A 17006-nucleotide genomic window follows, 5' to 3' on the forward strand; every position below is an offset into this window, starting at 1 on the left:
CCCTCGCGTCGGGCTGATTCGAAGATGTGCCAGAGTTGCCACGTCCGGGCCGGGAGCACGTACCGTACGGCGCAACAAGGCGGGACACCGGGAAGGGGCAGCTGGGTTGACCACGCACGCACCGCAGGCGGCGCAGTCGGTGACGCTGCCCGCCTCGCTCGACGAGGCCGTGGCGGCTCTCACCGCCATGCCTGCCGCCGTGCCCGTCGCGGGCGGCACCGACCTGATGGCCGCCGTGAACTCCGGGCACCTGCGCCCCTCAGGACTCGTCGGCCTCGGCCGGATCAGCGAGATCCGGGGCTGGCAGTACCAGGACGGGCACGCCCTCCTCGGCGCGGGACTCACCCACGCCCGCATGGGCCGCCCCGACTTCGCCGCGCTCATCCCCGCCCTGGCCGCCGCCGCCCGCGCGGCGGGCCCGCCGCAGATCCGCAACGCCGGAACCCTCGGCGGCAACATCGTCACCGCCGCCCCGACCGGCGACTCCCTGCCGGTCCTGGCCGCTCTAGAAGCGACCCTGGTCGTCGCGGGCCCCGGCGGCCAGCGCGACATCCCCGTCTCCCACCTGCTGGCCGGGCGGGAGATGCTGGAGCCCGGCGAGCTCATCGCCTTCGTCCGCGCGCCCCTGCTGCATGCCCCGCAGGTCTTCTTCAAGGCCACCGGCCGCACCGGCCCCGGCCGCGCCACGGCCTCGGTCGCCCTCGTCCTGGACCCGGCCCGGCGCGGCGTGCGCTGCGCGGTGGGCGCCATCGCGCAGATGCCGCTGCGTCCGCTGGAGGCCGAGGCGTGGATCGCCTCGCTGATCGACTGGGACGGCGAGCGCCGTCTCGCCCCGGAGGCATGCGAGGCGTTCGGCGAGTACGTCGCCGCCGCCTGCATCCCGGACCCGCCCCAGCCCGCCGACGGGGGAGAGGCCGCACCACTGGCCCCCGCCGTACTGCACTTGCGGCGCACGGTCGCCGCGCTGGCCCGACGAGCACTGGGGAGGGCGCTGTCGTGACGGACAACACCGACCGCACCGACCACACGGAACAGACCGAACAGGCCGAACAGGCCGGAACCACGGGGAACACCGGCAACACGGCCGCCCCGGGTACGCCCGGCGGCGCGAACACCGGGCACACCGGTCACACCGGCCCCGGCCATCAGCCTCCGCACGTACCGGCTCCCCCCGGTCTCGCCTCCCACGGCTGGCAGCCGACGCCGCAGAGCGGCGAGTACGACGCCGACGCCACGGCGTTCGTCCAGCTGCCCGAGGGCTTCGACTTCAGCGGCGGTACCGGCTCTCCGCTCGCCGCGCCCGGCCACGACTACGTGCCCCCGCACATCACGGCCCCGCTGGAGACCGGCACCTGGAACGTCCACCTCCACCAGGAACCGCAGCCCTACCAGCCGCACCCCCACGACGCCCAGCACCAGTCGTCGCAGCCCTACCAGGCCCCACCGCTCGCACCTCCCTTCCCGCCGCTCCCGCCGCACGACCCGCAGGGCCGGGGCGACGGGGTACACGGCTCCCAGGAGCACGGCACCCAGGTACACGGCCGCCACGGGCACGGCGTTCAGCCCCAACGGCCGTCGGCCGCCACGGGCTGGCCGGACGCGGGCCACGACGCCGGTGCCACCAGCCAGTGGAACTTCACCGAGGCCCTCGACGCCACCTCACCCGCCGCTCCTGCTTCCGCCCCCGGGAACGGTGCCGATTCCTCCCTCGGTGCCGGTACGTCCACGGGGCAGTGGGCGATGCCGTTCGCGGACGAGGAGTCCCGGGACGACTCGGGCGAGTACCCGGCGTTCGGTGCCGCAGCGTCGGCCCCCGACGCGAAGGGCGCACCGGACGCGTCCGGTGACCAGGGCGGGTCTGGCGAGCAGGGTGGGTCCGGTGACCACGGTGGGTCCGGTGACCACGGTGGGTCTGGTGACCACGGTGGGCCTGATGAGCACGGTGAGTCCGCCGGGGCGACTGGTCCGTCGGGCGAGGGAACCCCCGGGGCCCCGGCCGGTACGGGCCACTCCTCGACCGGCCCGGTGATCTCGGCCACGCCCTGGCAGACATCGAGCGCTCCCTCGACCCTTCCCGGCGGCGCACCCGCGCCCTGGGCCATCCCGGCCGCGCAGCCCGTCGGCACGGCCGAGTCGGACTCCGCGACCGGAACCCCTGCCGCCGGTACGCACCTCCCGGCTCCCGGCTCCGGATCGCTCCCGGATGCTTCCCCGGCCTTCGCCACGGAGGACGTCCCCGCCGCCTCCGGCGCAGCGACCGACGGCTCCGAGCGGATCGCCGCCCCCGACGCTCCCGCGTCAGAGGCACCCGCGTCCGGGGCTTCCGCTCCCGAGGCCAGCGCGGAGGCTCCGGCCGCCGAGGCCGCGGAAACCTCCGGGGTGCCCGAACCCCAGCCCACCGAGGACTCCGAAACCGCTGCCGCCGACGTCGCCGACTCCACCGACGGCGACTCCGACGACGGTGACCCTGACGACGGCGAACTCGGAACCGACGGCGCCTCCGGTCGAACCGCTGCCGATCCCGGTGCGGAGTCCGGCACAGACGCGGAACCCGGTACCGAGACGGCCGCCGCCCCGGACACACTCACCGGCGAAGCGACAGCAGCAGGCGCCGGGGCCGTCGGACACGGCACCGAGCACGGCCCCGGCTTCGGTTTCGCCCCCGCTCCGGAGTCGGGCTTCGAGCCGTCCTACGCCGCCCCGCACGAGCCCGCCCCCTTCCACGACGCACCCAGCGAGCACCCCAGCGCCTCCTACGTGCTGCGGGTCAACGGTGCCGACCGGCCCGTCACCGACGCCTGGATCGGCGAGTCGCTCCTCTACGTGCTGCGCGAACGCCTCGGCCTGGCCGGTGCCAAGGACGGCTGCTCCCAGGGCGAGTGCGGGGCCTGCGCGGTCCAGGTCGACGGACGCCTCGTCGCCTCCTGCCTGGTGCCCGCCGCCACCACCGCGGGCTCCGAGGTCCGCACCGTCGAGGGCCTGGCCACCGACGGCGAACCCTCCGACGTCCAGCGGGCGCTCGCCAACTGCGGGGCCGTCCAGTGCGGCTTCTGCATCCCCGGCATGGCGATGACCGTCCACGACCTCCTCGAAGGCAACCACGCGCCGACCGAGCTGGAGACCCGGCAGGCCCTGTGCGGCAACCTGTGCCGTTGCTCCGGCTACCGCGGTGTCCTGGAAGCCGTACGGGACGTCGTCGCCGAGCGCGAGGCCAGCGCGGAGGCCGCCACCGGCCACACCCCGGACGAGGCGCGCATCCCGCACCAGGCACCCCCTGGCGCGGGCAGCGCCCAGCACACCCTTCACCACCCGCACGACGGAGGCATGGCGTGAGCAACGACGCAGCCACCGCGACCGCAGCGGTCGGCGGCACGCAGCAGGAACCGCCCGCCCACGGCCTCGGCGCCTCGCTCCCCCCGGCTGACGCGCGCGCCAAGACCGAGGGCACCTTCCCGTACGCGGCCGACCTGTGGGCCGAGGGCCTGCTGTGGGCTGCGATCCTGCGCTCCCCGCACGCGCACGCCCGCATCCTCTCCGTCGACACGTCGGCCGCGGCAGCCATGCCCGGCGTCCGTGCCGTCGTCACCCACACCGACGTGCCCGGTGACCCCCACTACGGCCGCAAGATCGTCGACCGCCCGGTCTTCGCGTACGACCTGGTGCGCCACCACGGCGAGCCGATCGCCGCCGTGGCAGCCGACCACCCCGACACCGCCAGGCTGGCCGCCGCCGCCATCGCCGTCGAGTACGAGGTCCTCGAACCGGTCACCGATCCCGAGCAGGCATTCGCCGCCGAACCCCTGCATCCCGACGGCAACCTGATCCGGCACATCCCGCTCAGCTTCGGGGATCCCGAAGCCACCGGCGAGGTCGTCGTCGAGGGTCTGTACCGGATCGGCCGCCAGGACCCCGCACCGATCGGTGCCGAGGCCGGGCTCGCCGTGCCCCGTCCCGACGGCGGCGTCGAGATCTACACCGCCTCCACCGACCCGCACACCGACCGTGACCTGGCCGCCGCCAGCTTCGGCCTGGACCGCGAACGCGTGAAGATCGTCGTCACCGGTGTGCCCGGCGCCACCGGCGACCGCGAGGACGCGGGCTTCCAGCTCCCGCTCGGCCTGCTGGCCCTGCGCACCGGATGCCCGGTCAAGCTGGCGGCGACCCGCGAGGAGTCCTTCCTCGGTCACGCCCACCGCCACCCGACCCTGCTGCGTTACCGCCACCACGCGGACGCCGACGGCCGTCTGGTCAAGGTCGAGGCACAGATCCTGCTCGACGCGGGCGCGTACGCCGACGACTCGTCCGAGTCCCTCGCCGCCGCCGTGTCCTTCGCGTGCGGCCCCTATGTCGTGCCGCACGCCTTCATCGAGGGCTGGGCCGTCCGCACCAACAACCCTCCGTCCGGCCACGTCCGCGGCGAGGGCGCCCTCCAGGTGTGCGCCGCGTACGAGGGCCAGATGGACAAGCTCGCGGCCAAGCTGGGCCTCGAACCCGCCGAGCTGCGCATGCGCAACGTCCTGGCCACCGGCGACCTGTTGCCGACCGGTCAGACCGTCACCTGCCCCGCCCCCGTCGCGGAACTCCTGCGCGCCGTAAGGGACTTCCCGCTGCCCACCCTGCCCAAGGACTCCCCGGAAGAGGGCTGGCTCCTGCCCGGCGGCCCGGAGGGAGCGGGCGAGCCGAGCGCCGTGCGCCGTGGCGTCGGCTATGCGCTGGGCATGGTGCACATGCTCGGTGCCGAGGGGGCCGACGAGGTCTCCACCGCCACGGTGAAGGTCCACGACGGCATCGCCACCGTGATCTGCGCGGCCGTCGAGACCGGTCAGGGATTCTCGACGCTGGCCCGCCAGATCGTCCAGGAGACCCTGGGCATCGACGAGGTGCACGTCGCCTCCGTCGACACCGACCAGCCCCCGGCGGGACCGGCCACCCACGGCCGCCACACCTGGGTCTCGGGCGGTGCGGTCGAGCGGGCCGCCAAGATGGTCCGCACCCAGCTCCTCCAGCCGCTGGCGCACAAGTTCGGCATGTCCACCGAACTGCTCTCCATCGCCGACGGCAAGATCACCTCCTACGACGGCGTTCTGAGCACCACCGTCACCGAGGCCCTGGACGGCAAGGAACTGTGGGCCACCGCCCAGTGCCGCCCCCACCCCACCGAGCCCCTGGACGAGACCGGGCAGGGCGACGCCTTCGTCGGACTCGCCTTCTGCGCCGTGCGCGCCGTCGTGGACGTCGACATCGAGCTCGGTTCCATCCGGGTCGTGGAGATGGCGGTCGCCCAGGACGTCGGCCGGGTCCTGAACCCCGCGCAGCTCGCCGCCCGTATCGAGGCCGGAGTCACGCAGGGCGTCGGGGCGGCCCTCACGGAGAACCTCCGCACCCCGCAAGGGCTGGTCCGCCACCCCAACCTGACGCACTACGCACTGCCGACGGCCCTGGACGCCCCGGACATCCGGATCGTCAAGCTGGTCGAGGAGCGTGACGTCGTCGCCCCGTTCGGAGCCAAGGCCGCCAGTGCGGTGCCGGTCGTCACCTCGCCCGCCGCGGTCGCCTCGGCGGTGCGGGCCGCCACCGGACGCCCGGTCAACCGTCTGCCGATCAGGCCGCAGGCGGCGGTGAGCAACCCCTGACCCTCGGCCCCCTGCGCCACCCCCTGCCGCACGGTGAGCGTGCCGGTTCCGGTCCTCCCGGTTCCGGCCCGTCCCGAGCAGGCGCACCCGTGGCGGCGTAACTCCGGAAGGCACGGTCGACGAGATCCTCGCGCGCCTGGACGAGGCGCGACTGGGCTGAGCGAGGCAGAGGCGGGCTGAGTGAGGCGTGGGCGGGCCGAGCGAGGCGAGGCGGCCGGGCGCTCGTTGACTTCCCTGTACTCCCTATGCAGTTCGCAAGGAACCGGTCGCCGCAGCGACTTCGCACGGAATGAGTGCGTGGAAGAGAGTGTGGCACCCGGGTCTGACAACGGCCCTTTCCCCGCCGCTCGTCGGGCCTCACCGGTGTGCCCCCTTGCTGCGGCCCAGTGGGCTACGCCACCATGCGGGGCGCGACACGACGTGCTGGTGGGACCAGAGAGGCGTGAGGGACTTCATGGGCGAGAAGCATGTGGCGCGCGATGTGAGTGAGGGCCATGAGGTGCGTGTCGGCAAGGAACCCGAAAAGGTACTGAGCCGCCGGGGGCTGGGCGTTCTCGCCGGTGTGGGCCTCGCGGGGATGGTCCTGCCGGGCAGCGCCTCCGCGGAATCGAGTGCTCCGGCCGACCGCTCCGCCGTGCTGCCGACTGCTGGGCCGCCTACTGCCTGGTCGGCGGCCGCCGCGCTGCGGACCGCGTACCTCGGTACGTACACCAGTCAGCCCGGCGGCGGTACTGGCATCGGCCTCGCCGCCTACCGTCCGGGACGCGGCGAGCTCGCCTTGACCGGCGGGCTCGACGGGGTCGCGAATCCGTCCTACCTCGCCCTCGCCCCCGACCGACGCACCTTGTACACGGTCAACGAGCAGGCCGAAGGGGCCGTCACCGCGGTCCGGATCGGTGCCGGAAGGCCACCCGAGGTCCTGGGCAGCAGGACGACGGGCGGGGCCGACCCGTGTCATCTGTCGGTGCACTCGGGCGGAAGGTTCCTGCTGAGTGCCCACTACACGAGCGGCAGCCTCGCCGTGCACCCCCTCGGGCGGGACGGAAACCTGGGCGAGACCAGTGACCTTGTGCGGCACGAGGGTGCGGGGCCCGACCCGCAGCGCCAGGAAGGCCCGCACGCGCATCAGGTGGTCACCGATCCGTCCGGCCGGCACGTGCTGGCCGTCGACCTCGGGACCGATTCCGTGTACACGTACCGGCTCGATGAGCGGAAGGGCACGCTCCGAGCGTGCGGACGGGCCACCACACGGCCCGGCGCGGGCCCACGGCACCTGGTCTTCCACCCGGCGGGGAAATACGCGTACCTCGTCAACGAACTCGACAGCACCCTCGTGGTCTGTGCGTACGACTCGCGCACCGGAACGCTCTCGCCGGGGAAGCCGCAGCCGACGCTTCCCCCCGGGACCGCTCTCGACGAGCGCAACTACCCGGCCGCAGTGATCATTTCCCCGGACGGCCGCTTCGTCTACGTGTCGAACCGGGGCCACGACAGCATCGCCGCGTTCGCCGTACGCCGTGAAGGTGCCGAGCTGCGCCTCGCTTCGGTGACGCCTTCCGGCGGTTCGTATCCGAGGCATATCGCGCTCGACCCGTCGGGGCGCCTGCTGTTCGCTTCCAATCAGAAGTCGGGACGGGTGACGACCTTCCGGATGGATCGCCGGACGGGGCGGCCGAGTTCGGTCGGAACGCCACTGGAATTCCCTGTTCCGGTGTGCGTATTTCCCCTCTGAGCAGGGGTTTTGGGGTTCGCGCGGCCGATTGTCAGTGGCTGGGTCTAGTCTTTTTCGTACGCACAGATCATGCGTACGGAAAGGACTGGAGGTGATGCGGGACGCGCCGCGAAAGAGGCCCGGCGGCCATGCCGCGTACGGGAATCGGAACGTTCGCGCAAGCGTACGCGCAGACGAAGAAGAGGCCGTGATCGGAATTGAACCGACGTAACTCGCTTTGCAGGCGAGCCCCTGAGCCACTCGGGCACACGGCCGTGTGCGGGACAGGCTCAGGGGAGACCAACGTCGTACGTGCTGTTGTGCTTTCTGCTCCCCAGCGAGCTTGTTCCTTGGCAACTCCAGAACAGTAGAACGGAATGGGTAATCCCCTCAAGGGAATCCGGCGCGGTGCAATACGACTGCCATGCTCCGTTCACAGAGCGCTGTCCGGTGAGGTGTCACAGCGCTCCGAGGAACGAGGCCACCGCCGCCCGGAAGAGGTCCGGGTCGTCGACCCAGGGGTAATGGCCCACACCGGTGAGCCGCCGCCATTCGCCACGGGTGAAGGAGTCCGCGACGGCGGCTCCCGCTCGTACGCCTGTGACCGTGTCCAGTTCACCCGTCACCACGAGGACCGGACAGGACACCTCTCGCAGGTTCTTCAGGACGGCCAGTCGGGCCAGGTCGTCGACGCCCTGGGCGAATCCGGCCCGAGGCACCGGGTTCAGCTGCCCGGACTCGGCTCCCGCATGGACGCGCTGCGGGGTCTCCCAGCGTGCGTAGGCCGCCGGAGCGGCGCGGGCGAGCAGCGCACTGGTCTCCTCGGGGTCGGCGGCCGTGGCGAGTTCCCGTAGGGCGGCCGAGGCGTCGGACCACCACGGTTCGGCGCTGCGGGACTCGAAGACGTCCCGGGTGTCGTCGGGAAGGTCGCCCCGTGCACCCTGGAGGCGGCCTTCGGGGCAGACGAGGACGAGATGACTCAGCCGGTCCGGGTAGGCGGCCGCGTACGACTGGGCGGTGGCCGCCCCCGCGTCGTGGGCGAGCAGGGCGAAGCGCTCCAGGCCGAGGTGGACGCGCAGGTACTCGAGGTCCTGGGCCAGCGCGGGAAAGGCATAGCGGTCGGGGTCGGAAGCGGGCGGGGAGTGGCCGGTGCCGCGGGAGTCGGGGACCACGAGGCGGTAGTCGCGGTCGAGGCCGCCGAGAGAGCCGAGGTAGGAGGCGTCCCGGGCGGGGCCGCCCGCCAGGCACACGAGAGGGGCACGGGAGGGGCCCAGCGCCCGGTAGGCGAGGGCGGCGTCGTCGTACGAGCGGTAGTAGGGCATGCAGATACGCCTGCCCCGGACCGGCATCGGCACCGGTTTCACGGTGCACCGGTCGTACGACCAAGGGCGGAGATCGGTACCGACCGAGGACAGGGGCACATGCCGGAAACGGCCCTTACTCTGAGGCTATGACCGCGCTGGGGCCCCGCGACGCCGATGTCGCTCCGACCGACAGTTCCGACGATTCGCCGACCGGCATAGCCACCGGGGGACCCGGCTCCGCCACGAAGCCCGACGAGGCGACCCCCGAAGTGTCCGCCGACCCGTCCGACGAGGTAGTGGGCGCTTCGCCCTCCGCGCAGTCGCCCACTCGGTCCGCCACGCAGCCCTCCCCGGAGTCCGCCACGCAACCCTCCGCGCCGGAGGGTGTGCTGGGCAGGGCGCACCGGTCGTTGAGCATCGGCATCGTGTCCGTCGTCCTGCTCATCGCCTTCGAAGCGACGGCCGTCGGTACGGCGATGCCGGTCGCCGCCCGCGAACTGCACGGCATTCCCCTCTACGCCTTCGCGTTCTCGGCGTACTTCACCACCAGCCTCTTCGCGATGGTGCTGTCCGGTCAGTGGGCCGACCGGCGGGGCCCTCTCGCACCCCTGACCACGGGCATCGTGGCGTTCGCCGTAGGGCTCCTGCTGTCCGGCACGGCACAGACGATGCTGCTGTTTATCCTGGGCCGGGCCGTCCAGGGGCTCGGCGGCGGGCTGGTGATCGTCGCCCTGTACGTGGTGATCAGCCGGGCCTACCCCGAGCGGTTGCGCCCCGCGATTCTGGCCGCGTTCGCCGCGAGCTGGGTGATCCCCTCGGTCGTGGGGCCGCTCGCCTCCGGAGCGATCACGGAGAACCTCGGCTGGCGCTGGGTGTTCATCGGCATTCCGGCCCTGGTGGTCTTCCCACTGGCACTGGCCCTCCCGGCGATCCGGCGGATGGCCGCCGGGCCCGCCGATCCCGAGGCACCGGTTCCTCCCTTCGACCGGCAGCAGATCAGGCTGGCGCTGGGCATCTCACTGGGCGCCGGGCTGCTCCAGTACGCGGGCCAGGACCTGCGCTGGCTGTCGCTGCTCCCCGGCGTGGTGGGTGCGGCGCTGCTGGTTCCCGCGGTGCTCGGGCTGCTCCCCAGGGGGACGTACCGGGCGGCGCGCGGGCTGCCGTCGGTGGTGCTGCTGCGCGGTGTGGCGGCGGGCTCGTTCATCGCGGCGGAGTCGTTCGTGCCGCTGATGCTGGTCACCGAGCGGGGGCTGTCGCCCACGATGGCCGGGCTGTCGCTGGCGGTCGGCGGAGCGACCTGGGCGTTCGGGTCGTTCGTGCAGTCGCGGCCACGCATGGAGCCCTACCGGGAGCGCCTTGTCTCGTTCGGCATGGTGCTCGTCGCGGCGGCTATCGCGGTCGTGCCGACGGTGCTGATCCCGTCCGTGCCGGTGTGGGTGGTCGGTGTCGCATGGGGCTTCGGCTGCTTCGGGATGGGCATGGTCATCGCCTCGACAAGTGTCCTGCTGCTGAAGCTCTCCGCCCCCGAGGAAGCGGGCAGCAACTCCGCCGCCCTCCAGATCTCCGACGGCCTCTCCAACGTGATGTTGCTGGCGGTCGGCGGAGCGGTCTTCGCGGCACTCGGCGGGGGCTCGGTCGCGGCCCACTCCACGGTCGCCGGTGCGGCAGGGGGCTCCCACCCGACGGCGTTCGCCGCGGTGTTCCTGCCGATGGCGTGCGTGGCGCTGGTGGGGGCGTGGGTGGCGACGCGGCTGCGCGAGCGGGAGGCGTAGGGCCCTGGCGAGGCACAGACCGGTCCGGCAGGCACAGCAGGTCGGGCAAGCACAGACCGGTCCGGCAGGCGCGGAGGGCCTGGCTGGGCCGGTGCTCCGCAGGGGCGGAGGGGCAGGGCGGTGGCGTCGAGATCGGGCTGGTGATGGCGTCGCGTCCGGGCTGGCGAGGGATCTCGTGGAGATCGGGCGGCGGCACCAGGAGCCGCCGGTGAACGCCGTGGGGGCTGTGAGCTGAGTCCCACACGGGGGCCGGTCGGACGCGCTCGACGCGCGTTGTGGGTGGAGCGCCGGTAAGGTGGCCCGGTTGTCGTACGGGCGTCGGGGGCTACCCGGTCAGCCTCGCGACAGCTGCCACGTACCCGACGCTGCGACCGGAGACCGTGACTACTACCGCCTCCCACCACCTCTCACCCGCCTTTCCCGGCCGTGCTCCCTGGGGCACCGCCAACAAGCTGCGAGCCTGGCAGCAGGGGGCGCTGGAGAAGTACATCCAGGACCAGCCCCGCGACTTCCTCGCGGTGGCGACCCCCGGCGCCGGAAAGACGACCTTCGCGCTGACGCTCGCCTCGTGGCTGCTGCATCACCACGTGGTGCAGCAGATCACGGTGGTCGCCCCGACCGAACATCTGAAGAAGCAGTGGGCGGAGGCCGCCGCCCGGATAGGCATCAAACTCGACCCGGAGTACAGCGCGGGCCCGCTGAGCAAGGAGTACCACGGCGTCGCCGTGACGTACGCCGGTGTGGGTGTGCGGCCGATGCTGCACCGCAACCGGTGCGAACAGCGCAAGACGCTGGTGATTCTGGACGAGATCCACCACGCCGGTGACTCCAAGTCGTGGGGCGAGGCGTGCCAGGAGGCGTTCGATCCGGCGACGCGCAGGCTCGCCCTGACCGGAACGCCCTTCCGGTCGGACACCAACCCGATTCCCTTCGTGGCGTACGAGGAGGGGAACGACGGGATCCGGCGGTCGTCGGCCGACTACACCTACGGCTACGGGAACGCGCTTGCGGACGGTGTCGTCCGGCCCGTGATCTTCCTCAGCTACAGCGGCAACATGCGGTGGCGGACCAAGGCGGGCGACGAGATCGCGGCGCGGCTCGGCGAGCCGATGACCAAGGACGCGATCGGCCAGGCGTGGCGGACGGCCCTCGCGCCGACGGGGGAGTGGATCCCCAACGTGCTCGCTGCGGCGGACAAGCGGCTGACCGAGGTCAGGAAGGGCATTCCCGACGCGGGTGGGCTGGTGATCGCCACCGATCAGGACTCGGCGCGGGAGTACGCCAAGATCCTGAAGAAGGTCACGGGGGACAAGCCCACCGTGGTCCTCTCCGACGAGAAGGCGGCGTCGAAGAAGATCGACCAGTTCAGCGCCGACGAGTCCCGCTGGATGGTGGCGGTGCGCATGGTGTCGGAGGGCGTCGACGTGCCGCGCCTCGCCGTCGGGGTGTACGCGACGACCATCTCGACGCCGCTGTTCTTCGCGCAGGCCGTGGGGCGTTTCGTGCGATCGAGGCGCAGGGGCGAGACGGCCTCGGTGTTCGTGCCGACGATCCCGATGCTGCTCGACTTCGCGAACGAGATGGAGGTCGAGCGCGACCACGTCCTCGACAAGCCGAAGAGCGGCAACGAGGAGGAGAACCCCTTCTCGGAGGAGGACAAGCTCCTCGCCGACGCGGAGCGGCTGGAGGACGAGGAGACCGAGGACCAGCTGCCGTTCGAGGCGCTGGAGTCCGACGCGGTCTTCGACCGGGTGCTCTACGACGGGGCCGAGTTCGGGATGCAGGCGCACCCGGGGAGTGAAGAGGAGCAGGACTACCTCGGGATTCCCGGACTGCTGGAGCCGGATCAGGTTCAGTTGCTGCTCCAGAAGCGGCAGACGCGGCAGATCGCGCACAGTCGGCAGAAGCCCGCGGCCGAGGCCGACCTGTTGGAGAAGGCCGCCGAGGCCAGGCCGGTCGTCACCCACAAGCAGCTGCTGGAGCTGCGGAAGTCCCTGAACACGATGGTCGGGGCGTACGTCCATCAGAGCGGCAAGCCGCACGGTGTCATCCACACCGAACTGCGCAGGGTCTGCGGCGGCCCGCCGAGCGCGGAGGCGACGGCCGGGCAGCTCAAGGAGCGGATCAAGAAGGTTCAGGAGTGGGCCACCCGGATGAGGTGAGCCCGGACGGGCCGCCCGGACGGGCCGCCCGGGTGAGGGCGGCCCGGAGACGGCCCCGGGAACGACCGAGGGCGGGATCCGGGTGTGCTCCGGGTCCCGCCCTGCCGTCCCGCGAGGACGGGATCCGGTCCGAGAGTCGGCCCCCACGGTCGGCCCTCGGTACGTCAGTCACAGTATTGCGCTGGTCGGCGCGGGTACATGCCCAAAAGTCCCGCCCCTTCGTGACGTTGGTCCCGAAGGGTCTGGGAGTGTCCCCGGCGGGGGGTTCCGGTGGGTTTCGGTGGGTGGTGGGCGGGGTGCCGGAAGGGTCAACTCCCTTCTCGCGCCCGGATTCTGGACGAGGTCTTCCGCTGAGCGGAGTGGATCGCTACCTTTCCGGCAACGCAATAACGCCCCGTGGCAGCGCCGCCTCGGAGCGCAGCCGGTGCCATGGCCTGCCGGCGGCCTCTGCGCGCGTCGTCTACGGGACCGGCGACGAGCTCGATGCGCAGGAGGACCGTCCGCACTCACCACAGAGGAGTGGGCGTCGTGACCGCGGAGACTTCCCAGACGCTCGACAGAGGACTGCGGGTCCTCAAACTGCTCGCCGATACGGACCACGGTCTGACGGTCACCGAGTTGTCCAACAAACTCGGCGTCAACCGCACAGTGGTCTACCGGCTGCTCGCCACGCTGGAACAGCACGCACTCGTACGCCGTGACCTGGGCGGCCGCGCCCGGGTCGGGCTCGGGGTGCTGCGGCTGGGACGGCAGGTCCACCCCCTGGTGCGGGAGGCGGCGCTTCCCGCGCTCAGGTCCCTCGCCGAGGACATAGGGGCGACGGCCCACCTCACCCTGGTCGACGGCGCGGAGGCCCTCGCCGTCGCCGTGGTCGAGCCGACCTGGACGGACTACCACGTGGCCTACCGGGCGGGCTTCCGCCATCCGCTCGACCGGGGGGCCGCGGGCCGGGCGATCCTGGCCGCCCGGCAGAGCCTCCTGACCGAGCCCGGGTACACCCTGACCCACGGCGAGCTGGAGGCCGGGGCGAGCGGAGCCGCCGCACCGCTGATAGGGGTCACCGGGGTGGAGGGGAGTGTGGGGGTCGTCATGCTCTCCGACTCGGTTCCGGAGCGGGTGGGACCCCGGGTGGTCGACGCGGCCCGGGAGGTCGCCGACGCGCTGACGTGAGGCGAGGTCGGCGACGCGCTGAGGCGGGGCGTGGCCCGGCAGGGGAGGGGTGTGCGGGGGCGGCCGATAGATTGGGGGCGTGCTCCCTCTTCTCTCTCGGCTCTCCCGCAACGGCCGTCTCGCCCTCTGTGCCCTGCCCGCCGTCGTACTGCTGGGGGTGGCGGCCCTGGCGCCGCTGCCGTTCGCGGTGGCGCAGCCCGGGTCGGCCACCGACGTCCTGGGCAAGGACAGCAAGGGCCGCCCGGTCATCAGCGTCTCCGGAGTGCCGACCCGGGAGACCGAAGGGAAGCTGCGGATGACGACCATCGTGGCGACCGGCCCCTCCATCGACCACCGGGTCGGCGAGCTGGCCGACGCCTGGTTCCGCGACGACCGGGCGGTCATGCCGCACAGCGTGGTCTACCCGGTCGGCGGCGACGACAAGGAGATCTCCGAGTACAACCAGGGAGAGATGGCCAAGTCGCAGGACAGTGCCGTCTCCGCCGCGCTCGGCTACCTCGGGGACAAGGGGAAGGGCGCCAAGGTCGCCCTCAATCTCGCCGACGTCGGCGGGCCCAGCGCCGGGCTCCTGTTCACCCTCGGCATCATCGACAAGATCGACGGAAACGGTGCGGGCGGCGACCTCACCGGCGGCCTCGACGTCGCCGGTACGGGGACCATCGAGGCCGACGGGACCGTCGGGCAGGTCGGTGGCGTCCCGCTGAAGATCAAGGGCGCCAGGGCGGACGGCTCGACCGTCTTCCTCGTACCGAAGGCCGAGTGCGAGCAGGCGAAGTCCGGCCTGCCGGACGGCATGCGCCTGGTGCCCGTGAGCACCCTCGACGAGGCGGTGTCCTCGCTCAGGGAGCTGGCGAAGAAGGGCGGGGCGGGGAAGGTTCCGAGCTGCTGACCGAGGCGGCAGCAGCCTCCGCCGCAGCGGTTTCCGCGGTTTTCGGCTCTTCCGGGGCCTCCGACGCAGCAGCGGCCGTGACCGGCGGTGCGTCGTTCATGGTGCGCCAGGCCGGGAAGACCAGCGGGCTCAGCGTGACCAGGAAGTAGAGCCCGCCGACCAGCAGCAGGGCCGTGGTCAGGCCCGCGCCGTCGGCCAGGAAGCCCGCCGACAGACCGCCCAGCGGGATCGTCAGCTGGCAGCCCGCCGTGATGATGCCCGAGACGCGGGTGCGCAGTTCCAGCGGTACGCGCTCGTAGACGATCGTGGACAGGATCGGGTTGAGCGTGCCGATCAGCAGCCCGCCGATCGCCAGGGTGACCGCCAGCGGCAGCGTGCTGTCCGTCAGCGCGGCGACCAGGAAGCGCGGCACCTCGCCCACGAGGAACGCCACCGTGAACACCGCCCGCCGCGAGAAGCGGTGGCCCACCGCGCCGTACAGGAGCGCCCCGAGCAGGGCCGCAGCGCCGAACAGGGCGCTCAGGAAGCCGAGTTGGGTGGCTCCGCCGAGGTTCTCCCTGGCGTGCACGGGGAAGAGGATCGAACCCCACGACTGGTTCAGCCCGTTGGTGAACATCACCATCAGGACGACCGCCGTCAGCAGCCCGCCGGAAGCCACGTATGCGTACCCCTCCCGCAGGTTCCGGCGGTACGCGGCGAAGGAGGTCCGGGCGGCGGACTTCATCGGTTCGGCCGCCCGCACCCCGCGCACCCCGGCCGCGATCAGCGCCGCCGAGAGGGCGAACGTCGCCCCGTCCAGGAGGAGTACGGCCTCCGCGCCGAGCACCACGATCAGTACGCCCGCCAGCGAGGCACCGGCCATGCGTGCCCCGTTCGACGCCGCCTCGAAGAGGGAGGCGGCCCGGGTGATGCTCGTACCGGCGCGTTCGGCGAGGTCGGGGATGAGGACCGACCGGGAGGTCATGCCGGGGGTCGCGACCAGGCCGCCGAGGGCCATCAGGGCGCACAGCATCCAGAATTCCAGCGCCCCCGTGTAGTGCAGCACCGGGATCGCCGCGACCGTCAGGCCGCAGATCAGGTCGGTGACGACGCTGGTGCGGCGCCGCCCGAAGCGGTCGATGAGCGGGCCGCCGACCAGCGCGGCCACCACCACCGGCAGCGTCGCGCAGAACGCCACGACCCCCGCCCGGCCCGCACTGCCGGTGGTCTGGAGCACGAACCAGGGCACGCCGATCAGGGTGAGCGAGTTGCCCGTGGTGGAGACGGCGTGAGCGGTCAGGAGGGCGGCGAGCGGACGCCGGTCGACCGCGCCGCCCCCTCTTCGGGTGTGGCTCACGGGTCTTTGGGTGTGGCTCACGAGGCGCTGGCCGTACGGAACCGGGCGTCGCCGGAGGTACGGACGAGGCGCAGGCCCAACTCGACCAGAGCCCAGCCCAATTGGGACCGTACGTCCTTGCGGGGAAGGTCCGCCTTCGGTGCGGCGGCGGCCCGCCGGTCGGCGGCGGCCTGGCGCTGGAGGTCGTTGGAGCGGGCGTTGTGCAGGTGGCGGAAGGTCTCGGGGTGCATGGCGGTGCTTCCTCTCGGCTGTGGTGGTTCCGGGGGGAGGGGTGGGGCCGTGCTGTGGGGTGTGGGCGGGCGGAGGAGCGGGGGAGTATCAGTCCCTGGCGAGGGGGAACGCGTGCACGTGGACGCGGTACTTCTCCGTCCCCTCGGTTCCCTCCTCGGGCCCCGTCTCGCGGTAGGACTCGATCAACTCCTGGACGCGGCGGCCCATTTCAACGGCCCGTTCGGGGTCGATCGTCATGGTGTAGTCGCTCAGCGTCGTGGCGTTCCGCCACTCCTCGGGCCACTCGTGGGAGTTGCCGAGGTAGGTGCCGATTTCCTGTGCGTGCTCGTTGGCGACCTGCTGCACGAAGAGTGCCGAAGCGCCGCGCACGGCCGGGTTGGGGCTGTCCGCCAGCGAGCCGTCGTACATGGTGCCGTCGTGGGCGGACTTCCACCAGCGCTCGCGGCCCTTGCCGTGCTCCGGGGCGTCCTCCACGAAGCCGTACGCCGCCAGTTGGCGCAGGTGGTAGCTGGTGGCGCCGCTCGACTCGCTGAGCCGCTCGGCCAGTTGGGAGGCGGTCGCGGGGCCGAAGTCGCGCAGTGCCCGCAGCAGGCTCATCCGCAGGGGGTGGGCGAGACCGCGCAGGGTCCGGGCGTCAAGGACGTGCACCTTGCGCTCGGGAGTTCCGGAAGCTTCGGGAGTTCCCGAAGCTCCGGACGCTCCGGGGGCCTCCGGGGAAGCGGGCGGCGCGGAGGGCTCCGGTGTGGCGGACGGGGTCGGCGAGGCGGGCGCTGCGTTGTCGGGCATGACTCCACCGTA

12 protein-coding genes and 1 tRNA gene are annotated in these 17006 nt (G+C 72.4%); 8 read left to right on the forward strand and 5 right to left on the reverse strand.

Annotation, left to right across the window (positions count from 1 at the left end):
- Positions 1-106 precede the first annotated feature (106 nt).
- The 4 genes from OG897_RS05395 to OG897_RS05410 all read left to right on the forward strand — a co-directional run bounded on the left by OG897_RS05395 (position 107) and on the right by OG897_RS05410 (position 7365).
- Positions 107-1000 carry a xanthine dehydrogenase family protein subunit M gene (locus tag OG897_RS05395; protein WP_266653329.1) on the forward strand — a complete coding sequence of 298 codons (894 nt, stop codon included), beginning with the start codon at positions 107-109 and terminating at the stop codon, positions 998-1000.
- On the forward strand, positions 997-3333 hold the full coding sequence (locus tag OG897_RS05400; protein ID WP_266653331.1) for a 2Fe-2S iron-sulfur cluster-binding protein: 2337 nt from the start codon (positions 997-999) through the stop codon (positions 3331-3333). Before OG897_RS05395 ends, OG897_RS05400 begins: the two co-directional genes overlap by 4 nt.
- A complete protein-coding gene (locus OG897_RS05405; RefSeq protein WP_266653333.1) occupies positions 3330-5633 on the forward strand; it encodes a xanthine dehydrogenase family protein molybdopterin-binding subunit in 2304 nt (767 codons plus the stop codon). The genes OG897_RS05400 and OG897_RS05405 overlap by 4 nt, the downstream gene beginning before the upstream one ends.
- Positions 5634-6087: 454 nt before the next feature.
- Positions 6088-7365, forward strand: coding sequence for a lactonase family protein (locus OG897_RS05410; RefSeq protein WP_266653335.1), 1278 nt, complete (start codon positions 6088-6090; stop codon positions 7363-7365).
- 182 nt (positions 7366-7547) lie between these two features.
- On the opposite strand, the gene OG897_RS05415 is transcribed toward OG897_RS05410, so the two are convergent.
- Together OG897_RS05415 and OG897_RS05420 are read right to left on the reverse strand one after the other, a co-directional pair.
- Positions 7548-7619, reverse strand: a tRNA-Cys gene (locus tag OG897_RS05415).
- A gap of 183 nt (positions 7620-7802) precedes the next feature.
- Positions 7803-8666 (reverse strand): alpha/beta fold hydrolase, encoded by an 864-nt coding sequence (locus OG897_RS05420; protein ID WP_266653337.1) that lies wholly within the window; start codon positions 8664-8666, stop codon positions 7803-7805.
- A 128-nt stretch (positions 8667-8794) separates the two neighbouring features.
- Between OG897_RS05420 and OG897_RS05425 the strand changes: the two genes are divergently transcribed.
- From OG897_RS05425 to OG897_RS05440, 4 genes are all read left to right on the forward strand, one after another.
- Entirely contained in the window at positions 8795-10420 is a 1626-nt protein-coding gene (locus tag OG897_RS05425) for an MFS transporter (RefSeq protein WP_266653339.1), read from the forward strand.
- A gap of 380 nt (positions 10421-10800) precedes the next feature.
- A complete protein-coding gene (locus OG897_RS05430; RefSeq protein WP_266653341.1) occupies positions 10801-12582 on the forward strand; it encodes a DEAD/DEAH box helicase in 1782 nt (593 codons plus the stop codon).
- Positions 12583-13110: 528 nt separating this feature from the next.
- On the forward strand, positions 13111-13752 hold the full coding sequence (locus tag OG897_RS05435; protein WP_266653343.1) for an IclR family transcriptional regulator: 642 nt from the start codon (positions 13111-13113) through the stop codon (positions 13750-13752).
- Positions 13753-13831: 79 nt separating this feature from the next.
- Positions 13832-14641, forward strand: a complete 810-nt coding sequence (locus OG897_RS05440; protein WP_266653345.1) for a hypothetical protein — start codon at positions 13832-13834, stop codon at positions 14639-14641.
- Here OG897_RS05440 and OG897_RS05445 read toward each other — a convergent pair.
- The 3 genes from OG897_RS05445 to OG897_RS05455 form a co-directional block, all read right to left on the reverse strand.
- Complete coding sequence (locus OG897_RS05445; RefSeq protein ID WP_266653347.1) at positions 14592-15977, reverse strand: MFS transporter; 1386 nt, start codon at positions 15975-15977, stop codon at positions 14592-14594. The two genes, OG897_RS05440 and OG897_RS05445, sit on opposite strands and share 50 nt — an antisense overlap.
- A gap of 17 nt (positions 15978-15994) precedes the next feature.
- A complete protein-coding gene (locus OG897_RS05450) occupies positions 15995-16207 on the reverse strand; it encodes a hypothetical protein (protein ID WP_266653349.1) in 213 nt (70 codons plus the stop codon).
- Positions 16208-16295: 88 nt separating this feature from the next.
- Positions 16296-16994 (reverse strand): transcriptional regulator, encoded by a 699-nt coding sequence (locus OG897_RS05455; protein ID WP_266653351.1) that lies wholly within the window; start codon positions 16992-16994, stop codon positions 16296-16298.
- Between the last annotated feature and the right edge of the window lie 12 nt (positions 16995-17006).

It is taken from the genome of Streptomyces sp. NBC_00237 (assembly GCF_026342435.1).
Taxonomy (GTDB): domain Bacteria; phylum Actinomycetota; class Actinomycetes; order Streptomycetales; family Streptomycetaceae; genus Streptomyces.

Bases quoted from the DNA above. Each gene is read 5' to 3' on its own strand.
- OG897_RS05410 (WP_266653335.1), top strand. From the start codon at position 6,088: ATGGGCGAGAAGCATGTGGCGCGCGATGTGAGTGAGGGCCATGAGGTG.
- OG897_RS05420 (WP_266653337.1), bottom strand. From the start codon at position 8,666: ATGCCCTACTACCGCTCGTACGACGACGCCGCCCTCGCCTACCGGGCG.
- OG897_RS05425 (WP_266653339.1), top strand. From the start codon at position 8,795: ATGACCGCGCTGGGGCCCCGCGACGCCGATGTCGCTCCGACCGACAGT.
- OG897_RS05450 (WP_266653349.1), bottom strand. From the start codon at position 16,207: ATGCACCCCGAGACCTTCCGCCACCTGCACAACGCCCGCTCCAACGAC.
- OG897_RS05455 (WP_266653351.1), bottom strand. From the start codon at position 16,994: ATGCCCGACAACGCAGCGCCCGCCTCGCCGACCCCGTCCGCCACACCG.